Origin of the sequence: Actinoplanes sp. NPDC049802 (genome assembly GCF_040656595.1) — a bacterium.
Classification (GTDB): domain Bacteria; phylum Actinomycetota; class Actinomycetes; order Mycobacteriales; family Micromonosporaceae; genus Actinoplanes.
In genome coordinates, this window is record NZ_JBFAMR010000061.1 from 1 (window position 1) to 12,831 (window position 12,831).

Annotated in this window: 15 protein-coding genes; 4 read left to right on the top strand and 11 right to left on the bottom strand. The window is 66.5% G+C overall.

Annotated features, from left to right (window positions below):
- The first annotated feature begins 423 nt into the window (after window positions 1–423).
- Window positions 424–1,314: an aminoglycoside phosphotransferase gene (locus tag AB0I88_RS31085; protein ID WP_361032611.1), complete on the top strand. Its 891-nt coding sequence runs from the start codon at window positions 424–426 to the stop codon at window positions 1,312–1,314.
- A gap of 68 nt (window positions 1,315–1,382) precedes the next feature.
- Here the strand turns inward: AB0I88_RS31085 and AB0I88_RS31090 are convergent, their stop codons facing one another.
- From AB0I88_RS31090 to AB0I88_RS31135, 10 genes are all read right to left on the bottom strand, one after another.
- Complete coding sequence (locus AB0I88_RS31090) at window positions 1,383–1,562, bottom strand: hypothetical protein (protein WP_361032614.1); 180 nt, start codon at window positions 1,560–1,562, stop codon at window positions 1,383–1,385.
- A gap of 187 nt (window positions 1,563–1,749) precedes the next feature.
- Complete coding sequence (locus AB0I88_RS31095) at window positions 1,750–2,100, bottom strand: hypothetical protein (RefSeq protein WP_361032617.1); 351 nt, start codon at window positions 2,098–2,100, stop codon at window positions 1,750–1,752.
- 11 nt (window positions 2,101–2,111) lie between these two features.
- Window positions 2,112–2,972, bottom strand: coding sequence for a hypothetical protein (locus AB0I88_RS31100; RefSeq protein WP_361032620.1), 861 nt, complete (start codon window positions 2,970–2,972; stop codon window positions 2,112–2,114).
- A 1,013-nt stretch (window positions 2,973–3,985) separates the two neighbouring features.
- Window positions 3,986–4,846: an IS630 family transposase gene (locus AB0I88_RS31105; RefSeq protein ID WP_361032623.1), complete on the bottom strand. Its 861-nt coding sequence runs from the start codon at window positions 4,844–4,846 to the stop codon at window positions 3,986–3,988.
- Between the two features lie 36 nt (window positions 4,847–4,882).
- On the bottom strand, window positions 4,883–5,077 hold the full coding sequence (locus tag AB0I88_RS31110; protein WP_361032626.1) for an AlpA family phage regulatory protein: 195 nt from the start codon (window positions 5,075–5,077) through the stop codon (window positions 4,883–4,885).
- Window positions 5,078–5,446: 369 nt separating this feature from the next.
- Complete coding sequence (locus AB0I88_RS31115; protein ID WP_361032629.1) at window positions 5,447–6,115, bottom strand: hypothetical protein; 669 nt, start codon at window positions 6,113–6,115, stop codon at window positions 5,447–5,449.
- Entirely contained in the window at window positions 6,115–7,488 is a 1,374-nt protein-coding gene (locus AB0I88_RS31120; RefSeq protein WP_361032632.1) for a hypothetical protein, read from the bottom strand. Before AB0I88_RS31120 ends, AB0I88_RS31115 begins: the two co-directional genes overlap by 1 nt.
- 75 nt (window positions 7,489–7,563) lie before the next feature.
- A complete protein-coding gene (locus AB0I88_RS31125) occupies window positions 7,564–8,580 on the bottom strand; it encodes an IS3 family transposase (protein WP_361032635.1) in 1,017 nt (338 codons plus the stop codon).
- 5 nt (window positions 8,581–8,585) lie between these two features.
- Window positions 8,586–9,017 (bottom strand): hypothetical protein, encoded by a 432-nt coding sequence (locus tag AB0I88_RS31130; RefSeq protein WP_361032638.1) that lies wholly within the window; start codon window positions 9,015–9,017, stop codon window positions 8,586–8,588.
- 63 nt (window positions 9,018–9,080) lie between these two features.
- The gene (locus tag AB0I88_RS31135; protein WP_361032641.1) at window positions 9,081–9,434 is read right to left on the bottom strand and encodes a recombinase family protein; all 354 of its coding nucleotides are present in this window, start codon (window positions 9,432–9,434) and stop codon (window positions 9,081–9,083) included.
- A gap of 727 nt (window positions 9,435–10,161) precedes the next feature.
- On the opposite strand from AB0I88_RS31135, the gene AB0I88_RS31140 reads away from it, so the two are divergent.
- From AB0I88_RS31140 to AB0I88_RS31150, 3 genes are all read left to right on the top strand, one after another.
- Window positions 10,162–10,380 carry a hypothetical protein gene (locus AB0I88_RS31140; protein WP_361032644.1) on the top strand — a complete coding sequence of 73 codons (219 nt, stop codon included), beginning with the start codon at window positions 10,162–10,164 and terminating at the stop codon, window positions 10,378–10,380.
- Between the two features lie 108 nt (window positions 10,381–10,488).
- Window positions 10,489–11,880, top strand: a complete 1,392-nt coding sequence (gene istA / locus AB0I88_RS31145; protein WP_361032647.1) for an IS21 family transposase — start codon at window positions 10,489–10,491, stop codon at window positions 11,878–11,880.
- Between the two features lie 13 nt (window positions 11,881–11,893).
- Complete coding sequence (locus AB0I88_RS31150) at window positions 11,894–12,319, top strand: ATP-binding protein (RefSeq protein WP_361032650.1); 426 nt, start codon at window positions 11,894–11,896, stop codon at window positions 12,317–12,319.
- Here AB0I88_RS31150 and AB0I88_RS31155 read toward each other — a convergent pair.
- Entirely contained in the window at window positions 12,313–12,789 is a 477-nt protein-coding gene (locus AB0I88_RS31155) for a hypothetical protein (RefSeq protein WP_361032653.1), read from the bottom strand. The genes AB0I88_RS31150 and AB0I88_RS31155 overlap by 7 nt on opposite strands.
- Window positions 12,790–12,831: the final 42 nt, after the last annotated feature.

Below are 12,831 nucleotides of genomic sequence, written 5' to 3' on the forward strand. Positions count from 1 at the left end.
GCGTAGGAACCTTGATGATCTTCTGAACCGGTCATGCCCGTCTTGCTGCCGCCAACCGAGGCGCTTCTACCTTGATCCACTCAAGTCGGACACCGCCATGACTTTGCCGGGGCCCTGCGTCTGCACCCGCGTGAGGTCGCCTGCCGTCCGTTTGCCGAGCACGCGGACCGTCGTACTCAACTTTGACGGGCAAGCCTTCCTCGCCCCTTCTCCGCACCACGAAGATCATCACTGCGGTACGGGTTTGCCGAGGCGCCCGACCACCAAAGTCGTGCCGGAAGCGCTCGTCCGATAGGGCCGGCGCGCGACAGAATGGCGCCGACATGATCGTTAGCGATCCGCATAGATCGGCGAAGCCGATGGCCGGAGGGTGGTGTGGTGCGCCCCCGTCTGGCTGAGGCGCCGCGGGAGGTCCGTGCCGTCGTGGAGAAAGCACTGGGCGAGTCGGTGCAGTTCGAACGGCCGGCTGCTGCGGGGTTCACTCCGTCGATCGCGTCCGCCGTGACCGGCGGATCCGGCCAGTCAGTGTTCGTCAAGGCTGCGCCGACTGGCGGTGATCTTGGTGAGGCCGTGCGCACCGGCGTGCAGTTGGCGCCGCTCATCGGGGACTTGTCGCCACGGTTGCTCACGGCGGAAGAAGCCGAGGGCTGGGTCGTAGCCGTCTATGAGCACGTGCCGGGATCCACTGTCGCGCAGTGGGACGAGTCAGCGGTCGCCGCGATGCTGGACGTCCTCGCCGTAATCCAGAAACGGCTGGCAGGCCCGCCTCTGCCGGGGGCGATCCGATATGCGGACGCGTTCGCTCCGATGCTGGGCGCTTGGCGGTCCCTGGCGCGCCGTCCGGGAGGTGACGCCTCCACGGTGACGCATCTGCGCGACATCGAACTGCCGGTGCCGATCGCGGTGGATCTGCTGGCCGAACTGGAGGGGCAGTGGTTTCCCGCGTTAGGTCCGGGCGACGCGATGCAGCACGGGGACCTCCGGCGGGACAACGTCATCAGGTATGCCGCTGACGGCGGGCTGCGGCTGTGGGTGGTGGACTGGACACATGTGTGGACCGGGCCGGGGTGGCTGGACCTGGTGCGCCTGGCTCCGGACATGGCCGTGAGCGGTCGTGATCCCGAGGATGTATTGCGCCGCTCGTGCTGGGTGGACGCCGACCCGGATGCGGTCAATGTGGCACTGGCAGGTCTGGCTGGGCGCGCCTGGCGGGACGGCCATCTGCCGGGCCCTCCCGCCTTGAGGAAGATGCAGCTCCGGCAAGCGGTCCCTACCCTCGTCTGGTTGGGTCGGCGCCTGGGTGTTCGCCGGTAGGCGACGGCCGCCCGGCACCGATTCCGACAAGTCACCAGGCCAGAGCGCCCTCGACCGCGAGAAGACCGTCAGCCGAGGCCGGCGGGTCCGGATTCGGCTTGTCTGCGGAGCCGATCGGCTTGCTCCTTCTTTCCCTCGATGTGCCGCAGGCTCTCCTCGATCGCGGCGACTTCGCCAAGCCATTGCAATCGATACGCCTCGTCGAGTCGCTCCCGGGTGCTGGTTTCGATCTGCAGCAGACACGGCACCTGAGCAAGATCCAATCGAAGGACCGGGCACCGTATGCGGGGCGTGCTCGTGCTGGCAGGGTGTTCCGTAGGGTCGTTCGCAGGTGCCGAGGGCGACCTTGCGAACCTGGAAGTGGTCGCGGAACTCGGTCCATTCGGCGTCGGCGGGTTCGCGGTCTTCATCGGGGGACGGCGGGCGCGTCCATGGTCAGATGTGCTGCGGCCGGTTCCCCCACTCCGGGGTGTACCGGGTCCAGCTCGTCTGCCTGAGCGCGTTCTCGGTGTCGATCCGGGTGATGAGGCCGTTCGTCACCGTGCAGGTGGTCCGCGCCGTGCCGCCCCCGGCATCGGTAGCCGTCTTGGCACGACCGAACTCGTCGTAGGTCGCGAGGGTCGCGGTGACGAAGGCGTCACCCTTGGCCGTCGCCTCGTTGGGCGGTGGCCCAAGGCCGGGCGATCTACCGGATCGCGACCCACGCCCCAACCGGCCGCCGATCATGAGGTAGGCGCTTACCGGCTCATCCTCGTCAGGACCACGGTCCTGGCGGGGATGACGCATTTCCGGACCGATCAGAGCATGCTGACGACCGGCATGACCGTGTCGCAGTCCGGGCATCGCGCCGGACAGAGCATCGCCGACATCGTCCTCGCGAGACCGGCCCGGCCCTTGATCGCGGCCATGGCCGCCACCAGGCACCAGATCGCGCCCGTGTCGGTGCCCACCGGCACGCCGGCCTCGGCCACCCGCTCCGCGGTGCCCAACAGCGTGTCCCACCCGGGGTCGTCGCCGAGGACCCGCTCGGCACGGGCCCGTCCGATGAGCTCGCGGACCCCGCGCCACTCGACGGGGTTGCCCGCTGCCGTGACGCCGGCCACGACACCGGGTTCCGGGAAGGAGCAGGGTGGCTCGACCGGGTCGCCGATGCCGTCGACGGTGAACTCCTCCTCACAGGAGGGACACGTCACGTCGAGATCGTCGCCCCACTCGTACGCGTTGCCGAAGATGTAGCCGACCCGGTGCCCGGACAGCGAGATGCAGCGCTCCACCTCGCTCTCGTCCCAGCCCGGTTCGAGAAACTCGGCGATCACCTCCGTCAGCACCCACCGTACCGCCGCGGCGAGGCCTTCCTGCAGCCCCGGAGCGGGCGGATCGGGGAACCGGCCGGCGCCGGCCAGCACCATCCGCCCGACGGCGAACCGTACCCCGGCCTGTTCCCGGCCGGACAACGCGGACCCGATCTCGACCAGGTGCGGGATCGCCGCCGACGTGACCGGATAGACGGTGTCGAGATTGACCAGAGACTCGGACAGGTCGTGCCACGAGTCACCGAGCACCCCGGCGCCGGCGATCTCACGGAGCCGGACGGCCACCGCGGGCCCACCGTCGAACCGCGACCATAGCGGGCTGTCCAGCGGCAAACTGTCAGGCACCGCACCACCCTATCGAAGATCGATCCCCAGTCGGGGTGTACGAGCACGAGAGGCCGGCGATCGCCCGTTCTGTGAGATGTCCGCCCGAAGTTCCGCCTGACGTAAGAATGATCGCCCCGGCGCTTGCCTGAGCCGTGTGCCGCGACGAGTTGCACGCACGGTTCTGAGGGGACCGGCGCAGCAATGCGTCGGGGCTACCCGACTGCGACCTGAAGAAGACTGTCGCCAAGCCTCACTATTCGTGTAGCGCTGAGCGACAAACGATCGGAGGCGACGCCCGTTGGCCTTGCGGAAGCACTTGGTCTTTATACTTGATCCATGCGCGAGGGATCAGTTCCGATGGGCTGGATTGGCGCCCCAAAGGGCCCACATAAAGACCCTACGAGCATTTACTTCAAATGCACTGGGGAAGTCTATACCTACGCGTATCGGCTATACCCTCCAGAGGATAGAAGCTATGAGCGGTGCATCAGCATGTCCTGGTGCTCGACATGCCACGAGTTCGCCGACAGCCTCGTTCACATCGGACGGGACACGGTGCTCTGGGATGCACTTGCAGGCCTGTCGGAGTACGAACGTGAACAAGTCGAACGGAGTACGAGGAAAATCCGCGACTATCTGGATGATCTCGTGCGACGCGGCCTTTGGCAGTCATCGGGCGCTGCGGTGCCGTCCACGAAATTGACACAGCGAACCCGACCCAAGCGCGCACCGCGCCGTCGTCGACCAGACCCGCCGATGCCTAGTGAAAGCGATTTTTGACCTCGCTCGTAGGACACATGGCCGATCTCTCAGGAGTTTTAGCACAGTACGTCACGCGACGACTCGTGCGCTCATCTGCCGCGGTTCGGGCACAGGTGCCCTTGCCGCCTGCCGGCCCGACCTGCACGAGGCGTTGCAGCACGGATTCCTCTGCGCGGCCTATATCCAGCCGGCACAGGTGGATCGCCGAGCCTATTGCCACCTGCACGCCGAGTTCCTCGTGCACCCCGCTAGTGTCCAGCGCCAGGAATTCAGCTACAAAATCGGGCACGTGATTCGAGGGCCTCCTCGACTGTCCTGGTCCAGATGAACGGGCGTGGGTTGGATTCCAGTCGGCGATCCATGCTCGGATGTCGGCCTCCAGAGCTTGGACGCTTCTGTGTGCACCGCGGCGGATCTTCTGGTCGGTGCGGAACCCGAACCAGCGCTCGACCTGGCTGATCAGGATGAGCCGGTCGGGGTGAAGTGCATGTGGAACCGGGGTGCCGGTCCAGCCGGGCCCGCACCGCCGGGGTCTTGTGGGTGCCGTAGTTGTCGCAGACCAGACGTACGTCCAGTTCAACCGGAACGGACGCGTCGATTGTGATCAGGAACTTCTTGAACTCGATCGCGCGGCGCTGGCGATGCAGTTCATTGATCACCGTACCGTCGGCGATGTCGAACGCGGCGAACAGGCTGGTGATGCCCTTGCGGTGATGGTCATGGGTACGCCGTTCGGGCATGCCGGGCAGCACCGGCTGGGACCGGTCGAGGGCCTGGATCTGCGACTTCTCGTCCACGCACAGCACCACCGCCCGTTGCGGCGGGTTGTGGTAGAGGCCGACCACGTCGACGGCCTTCTCGATGAACAACGGATTCCTGGACAGTTTGAACGTGTCTGCCCGGTGCGGCCGCAGACCGAAGTCACGCCAGATCCGCCCGATCGTGGACTTTGAGGGCGCGGAGGAGCGAGCGGATGCCATCGGGGTCGGCGAGGGCGTGGCGGGGAGCCCGCTGGCTCCCGCCAGCGCGATAGAACGGCCTGGTCTTGTCAGTTGCCGCGCTGCGGCGAGGCCGGCGGGGCCCGAGCAGAGTGGTCGCCGTTCGCGGTCCTTGTCCGGACCGGCGAGCATGTCACCTCACCGGCCACCGTCGCTTCGACGCGATTCTCAACGGCCGGGGCGGTGTTCGGCGATCCAGGCCTCGACGTCGTCGGCCAGCCAGATCTTTCCCGCTTCGAGAACGGCGACGGGCTTCGGAAAGTTGGCCCTGTTGGTGATCTGGTAAACGCGCTGACGGGAGAGGTTGCCGAGCCGAACTCGGATGTCGTGTGCATCCATCAATCGCAAGGTTCGACTTGTCATGAGACGAGTATAGGCATAAGGCACCGTGTCGCATGCTTGCGGCGAAGCGAATCAGCCTGATGTGTGACCCCCCGTTCCCTGCATGCGCCGATCTGGGACTTGCGCGAAGAAGGCGCTCCAGGGCTTACCTGATTGAGCCATTTTCATCCTGCGCAGGTGGGGTTCTCGATGTGGTGCAGGGCGAGGATGGCCTGCACGGTCGCGGTCGCTCGTCGCGGACAGGGTGTTGATCCCGGACGGCGCGGCGACGGCGCCGCGGGTCTGCGACTGGGCTTGGACCCCGGTCCGCATGAGGCTCAGGCATGACCGGCCGGCTGGGCTCTGGCCCGTTGCACAATCAGCACCGGCGAGATCGCCTACAGCCGAAGATCACTTCGCGAGCCCGGCGGCGATGACGTCCATCGAAGCTTTGAATGTCTCGATTGCCTGCGCCCGGTACTGCGGCTTCTTGTCGCCCTTGACGTCCGTGGTGATGTAGTCGATCTTCGCGTTCACTGAGATGTTGCCCATAACAGCCTCGAACCGGAAGTTGTACTGGTATCCGTGGATGCCGTTTTTGCAGGGTTTGGCCGCGCACGGCACCTCGTCGCCCAACGGATCTGCTTGATCGAGGGTAAGTAGATCCTCTGCTGTCTCGGGCGTGTACCTCGGATAGCTGACCTTCCGGATATCTGCGTCGGTGTATCTGCCGTAGTTGAACGCGGCTCGGCCGAAGACGGGTGTCTTGGTTGCCACCTCGTAGTACTCGCCGCCGTCCGGTTCGATATCGCACATCGGCACATTGGTCGCAACATTCGTGTAGTTGAACTCGGCAGCGTATTGGACGGTCTCGCCGCCTGGCAGCGTTACCGTCCTTTCCAGCGCATCGCAGACCGCATTGAGGTCGGCCTCCGTGGCTTGCTGGGCAGTGGACGCTGCCGGGTATGCCGACGGGGGCGGCGACTGGACTGGCGGCTCTGAGTCGCCAATGACAGGGTCGGCTGACGAGTCGCAGCCCGCCAGCAGAAGCATGACGACGCCGGTCACCACTCGTCTCATCACCGGGTCTCCTCTGTCTCGTAGTCCGGCCCGCTCGACTGGTTGTCGCCGGGGATCGTGTCGTTGACGTAAGAGGGCGCACCTGGAATGGGCACCTGCCAGCCGCTGCGGTCGGTGTCTCCCGCCCAGTCACGAGCCTGGCTCGGAGCGGGGGGCTCGTCCCAGTCTTCCATCACGGATCTGAAGGCGGTGCCGGCGTCCGTATCCATCGCCGCGTAGGACTGCGCCGCCGCCTTGATCTGCTCGCCCGCGGTGTAGAGGCGTCCGCAGGTCGTCATCAGATACTCACCGTACTCCACGACCATGGCCTTGACCTTCGGGTCGGCGGCCCCTTCGGATCCGTCCGCAGTGGCCAGCGAAGCATCGGCCGCTTGGACTGCGGCGATTCTCGGAATGAGCTGATTCTCGTAGATCGCCGCGCATTCGAAGCAGGTGTCGGCGAGTTCCAGGACGCCGTCGATGTCGATGTGGAAATCCTCCCTCTTGCCGATATTGCCGGTGGCGGTGTTCTCGGCCAGGTCGTACAACTCCAGGTTGAAACTGTGGATCCCGAAGACGGTGTCGCGGAGGCTGTGGATGCCGTTGTTGTAGTCGTTCTCCCGGGCTAACAGGTCGTTGGCCTGCTCGTCGAGATGGCTCCACAGAGCGGTCATCACCGCCTCGACATCGTGGGCGTACACGGTGTTCTTGATCTTCGGTGCGAAATTCTGCCCGAGGATGCCGATGAGCTGGACACTCGCGCCGACAGCCCCCAAAGCTGGGTTCCAGCCCCCGGCGATGCTGAGCGCCGTGCCCATCCCCTGGAAGGTCTGCCACACCGGGTTGAGATCGGTGGTGACCTCTTTGGTCGCATCAAGTGCCTTGCCCGCGTCGCTGAGAATCTTCAGCGAGCCCGCACGCATCTCCTGGATGATGGTGCCCCGGGCGCTGTAGAGGTTGTGGATGCTCGCGGCGATCCCGGCCTGGTTGTGCAGAGTCGGAGCGATCGAGGCGAAGAACCCGCCTTTGAGCCTGTTGGCGGCCAGCCCGGTCCAGCCTACGTACCAGCCCCCGTTCTCGCCGTCTTCGCCGACGAGCTTGACGATCTTGTTTTTCAGGTCGGCGTTGCTCGCGGGTGTGAAGCCGGCATCAGAGCCGGCGGCGGACTCCAGACCCACGGCAGCGCCGATCGCGAGGAGCGCCTGCTGCGCGCTCTCGATCGCGCGCTGGTCATGTCTGTCGAACTGCGGCAGCTTGCCGAGAACCGCGCTGCCTTCGGAGTGTGCCCAGTACTCGACGTGCTGCATGATCGAATTCATGCCGCAAGGGATCTCGTTCGGTGTGGCCACTTCGGTGCCGTTGCGATCGAACACCGTCGGCGGCGGGTAGCCCATCTCCGGGCTGAAGGTGCGTCCCGGGCAGGAGGGCCGGAACCTGTCAAGTCAAATGAGACAGTTTGTTGATTTTGTTTAGCTTTGTGCTGCCGGAAGGCTGGTCGCTGCTGGGTCGGGGGCCGTCTGGAGGCCGTTGTCGTCGGGTTTGTTGATCCATGCCCGGTCCGGTAGCCGGGGCGGCTGCGGACGGCGGCGGCCGAACCGTTGTGGGTGGGCTGCCCAGGCCGTGTCGAGGGTGCGTTGTCGCTGTTCACGGATCTGGCCGGCGGTGCCGTGATGGACCGACGCCGGGGTGTGCAAGCCGATCCCGGAGTGCCGGTGCTCGTGGTTGTAGTAGGCGTAGAACGCCTCGCAGTGCTGCCGGGCGTGCTGGATCGACCCGAACGAGTCCGGGAAGCTCGGGTCGTACTTGAGTGTTTTGAAGCTGGCCTCGATGAACGGGTTGTCGTTGGACGTCTTCGGCCGGCTGTGACTACGGCCGATCTTCAGATCGGTCAGCAGCTGGGTGACGGTCTTGCTGGTCATCGCCGCACCCCGGTCGGCGTGCACGATCAACTGATCCGGGTTCACGCGTTCCCGGGCGGCCGCGTCAGCGATCAGCGCTTCGGCGAGCTGGCCGTCCTCGTAGGCGGCGACCAGGTGCCCGACGACGTAGCGGGACCAGATGTCGATCACCGTGTAGAGGTGGAACCAGACGCCCTTGACCGGGCCGCGCAGCTTCGTGATGTCCCACGACCACACCTGATTCGCCGCGTCGGCGACCAGTTCAGGCTTGACCCGGGCCGGATGCGTGGCCTGGGCCCGGCGTTCACCCGACTGGCCGGCGGCCCGCAGGATCCGGTACATCGTGGACTCCGAACACCACCAGCGGCCCTCGTCGAGCTCCCGGGCCCACACCTGCGCCGGCGCCAGATCCTGATATTCGGGCCGGTTCAGCAGCTGCAGCACCTGCTCGCGCTCGGCTTCGGTCAGCGCGGACGGCGGCGGCTTACGCGGCGCTCTCGGCCGGGAGACCAGCGGCGGAGTCTGGCGGCGATACAGCGTGGCCCTCGACAGGCCGGTCAGCCGGCACGCCGGCGCGATGCCCCACAACGGCGTCAGCGTCTCCTGCGCCTCGGCGAGGACGGGTTCGGCATCGGCGCGGAATCCGCGCTCTCGGAGAGCAACTCCAAGAGCGCGTGCGCTTTTCCCATGATCGAAAGCGCGGTCTGCGTCTTCGACAACTCGGTCTGCAGCCGGGCGTTTTCCCGCTGAAGACGGGAAAGTTCGGCGTTCTCGGCCTTCTTCGCCGCCCGCACAGCCGATTGCCGACGGTCCGTCAGGCCGGCCGCGGCTCCGGCATCGCGGGCCTTGCGCCAATCCAAAATGTGTGACCCGTACAGCCGTTCCCGGCGCAGAATCGCCCCGCGAGCCGCCGCGTCGGGCGCCGACTCGTACTCGTCCAGGATCCGCGCTTTGAACTCTGCGGTGAATGTCCGCCGCTGGGGCCGGGCGTCCGGATCCGGGTTCTCGTGGGGCTTCGACGTCATGCTGATGTGCTCTCCTCAGGGCCGTCCAGGAAGAGTATCCCCTGGTAGACGGGCTGTCTCACATCAGCGTGACAGGGAGGGGACGCTGGAGGAGGTGTCGATCGGTTCGGTCACCGACCGCAGCCCGACGCCCGCGACGGACAAGGAGTCGAGGACGGCTGTCAGTACGGTGAGGGAGCGGGCGAGACGGTCGACGCGGTAGACGAGCAGGATGTCGAAACCGTCTTCTTGCGCGGCGGTGAGCGCTTGCTGTAGGCCGGGCCGGTCGGTTCTGGCACCGGAGGACTCGTCGCAGTACTCAGGTCCGGCTACCCAGCCCGGTTGACTGCGGATATAGGCCGCCAGACGCTCACGCTGAGCGTCGAGGCTGTACGGCTGATGCGCTTCATCGGTGGAGATCCGAATGTATGTCGCCACCCGCACCGCGCCCGCTGGCGTGGGCCGCTCTGCCTCATCCCTCGGCTCGCCCACCGGTGCTGGCAGATCCGTACAGCGTGCTCCGGAACGTCCTCCGCCGCCACGAGCGGTCTCCGATGGCGAAGAAGACCTCATCGGACTACCCCTGATCTGCGGCATCGGTATCGCCGGCGACAGCACGCCGACTCCACCAGACAGCCATGATCTCCGAAAGCACCCGCTCGGCCTCCTCGCTGCGCTCGGCGGTCACTGGCACGTCGACAGGTGTGCTCAAACACATGCGTTCCCTGAGCAGCGATCCATGCCCGTGCATGGAATTCCTCTGCTTCTTCATGTTGTGACAACGACTCGCATTCGCTTGGGGCGTGGCCCGGCCACAAGATGGCACAGCATGCCTTCAGCCGGCGAAGCACTCCACCAGCGGCCTGCCCGCCGATTGCCGGACTACACCACCCTCGAAGGGCCGACCTGGGCCACGGTGCCGCCACTATCGCCCTCGAAGGAAGCGCCGACATCGAGGTCGCCTCCGAAAAGCGCGGCCACGCCATCATTACTCTGACCGGGTATGCTGACAGAGCGTAACCAGTGGCCTGCACCACGGAGCCGCCGAATGCATCCGCGTCAAGGCCAACGCGCTTCCTGAACCGGCAGCAGTCACAGTGCCACCCGTCCGGTGGTTCCGGAAGCCGACCCCGCCTCTCACACTGATGAGCCGGGAGGCCACACGATGTCGGGGAAATACCATCCGCTGACCGCTGCCCTGAGTGCGGCATCAGCACGAGGCCAGCAGGACGTCGAACTCGACTTCGACGCGATCGCGAACCTGGTTGCAGGCCTGCCATCCTCGGCCGACCTACGACAGTGGTGGGCGAACACCGACCACCCGCAGGCCCGCGCCTGGCATGCCGCGGGCTACCGGGTGCAGCAGGTGTCGGGGTACGCGTGAATGTGCCCAGCCACGTACGGATGAACGTGCCCAGGTCCGGGCGTTCAGGGGCTGCGAGCGGGTGAGACTTCGTCCTGTTTGAGGTGATTCAGGGATGGGGGCTGCGGTGTGGTGCTGGACGCGGAGCGGTGGCTGGAGCTGCGCCGGTTCCGGGCGCTGCGGGATGCGGGGTTGAGCATCTCGGAGATCGCCCGGGAGACCGGGCTGCATCGGCGGACCGTGCGCAAGTACCTGAACGCCGAGCTGGGGCAGGCCCCGCAGCGGGCCTCGCGACCGCGGCGGCCTCTGGCGGTGGATGCGTTCGCGCACGTGATCGACGCGTGGCTGCGGGCGGAGTTACTGCTCAAAGGCACTGTGATCCACGAACGCCTGGTCGAGCAGTACGGGTTCGCCGGCAACTACCAGCGGGTCAAGCTGTATCTGCAGGAGGCCCGTCCGCGGATCGCCGCCGAGCTCGGTATCGGTCCCGATCAACTGGCCGGGCTGCACCGCCGGTTCGAGGTCGTCCCGGGCGCGCAGGCTCAGGTGGACTGGGGCGACGAGGGCGGCATCCTGGCCCATGTCGGGATCGCGAAGGTCTACTCGTTCCACATGGTGCTGTCATACTCGCGGGATCCGTTCTGCTGCTTCACCACCAGCCAGGACCTGGTCGCGTTCTGGGACTGCCACCGGCGGGCGTTCGCGCACTTCGGTGGGGTGCCGGCCGCGATCGTCTACGACCGGACCAAGACCGTGGTCCGCCGGCACGTCGCTCCGGGTCTGGCGGTGCCGTTGCATCCGGAGGCGGTCGGGTTCGCCGGGCACTACGACTTCGACATCGACGTCCTGGCGGCTTACCGGCCGACCGGGAAAGGCCGCGTCGAGCGGCAGGTCACCATCGTGCGTGATCACGTGCTGGCCGGGCGTGGGTTCGCCTCGATCGAGGAGCTGGACGCCGCGTTCCTGGCGTGGGTACCGGACCGGCGTTCCCGCACGCACCGCACCCACGGCGAGGTCATCGGGGTCCGCGCGGCCCGCGACCACGCCGCGCTACGGCCGATCCCGAACCGGCCGTATATGGTCACCGACAGGCACCTGCGGCACGTCGGCAAGGACTGCCTGGTCGCCTACGCCGGCAACCTCTACTCGGTGCCGGCCCGCCGGGTCCGGCACCGGCAGCTGGTCGAGATCCGCGCGAGCGCCGCCACGATCACCATCCACGCCACCACACCCGAGCCGAGCGGGGACACGCTACTGGCCAGCCACCCCCGCGCGGTCGGCCGCGGCGCCCGCATCGTTGACGAAACGCACTGGGACGGCCTGCCCGACGGACACACCCGCGCGGTCACCACCGGCGACACCCCGCCACAACCACGCCGCCGGGACCGATCCGCAGCCAGCCCACTGCAGGCTCTACTTACCCGGGCCGCCGCCGCGCAGGTCACCGTCGCCGCCCGCCCGCTGTCGGTCTATGACCAGATCGCCGGCACCAGCCCGTTCACCCTGCCCGCACCCACCTGAAGGACGTCTCGCAGTGACTGAGCTGGTCACCAGCCGGATCCAGGCCAGCGCCACCAAGCTCGGCCTGCCGCACCTGTCGATCACCCTGCACGAGCTGGCCAAACGCGCCGACGCCGACGCGATGAGCTACCTCGACTTCCTCGATCTGGTCCTGCAGGAAGAACTCGCCGTCCGTGACGACCGTCGCTTCCGCGCCGGGCTGCGCCTGTCGAAGCTGCCGCACCACAAGACCCTCGACGACTACGACTTCAGCTTCCAACCCGAGCTGGACCCCCGCAAGATCCGCGAGTTGGCCACCCTCGCGTTCGTGCAGGCCCACGCGAACGTCGCCCTGCTCGGCCCACCCGTTATCAACGGTTTGATCTTGGAGGGCATCTGTTTGTGCAGGTGGGGTCGTCGTTGCGATAGCAACGACGACCCCACCTGTGCTGGTTACTGAACGCGGTGCTGCTCGAGCCAGTCTGTTTCGAGGATCAGGTAGCGCCAGCCCTCGGCGTCGGGGTTGTCCGGGTCGAGTTGGTCGTTGAACTCGCTGACTTCGACCTCGAAGATCTGTGCTCCCCTGGTCGTGGCGTTGATGGTCACGGCGCCGTCGTCGTCGGTCACGGTGAAACCCATGTCGTCGGGAAGCGCGACGAGGGCGATGTGCGTGGTCGTGAGCGGGTTGAACAGGACGTGACGGTCGCGGGCGACTTTCCAGTCGCAGCCGGGCCAGGTGCGACGTTCCGATGCTGAGAGCGGAACGAGGACCTTCGCATCGATAAGCCGGTCAGCGTCGCTGATGTCATGACCGCGGCGACGTCCGCCGAGCAGAAGCGGGCTTCCGCCGTGGGCTTCTCGCCATGCCGCGACGACGTACTCGGCGAGAAATGCGCGTACTGGGCCGAATGCCGAGCTGTCGATGTCCATGAATCCTCCCGTGGTTGGCTGTGAGGATTATGGAGTCGGGCA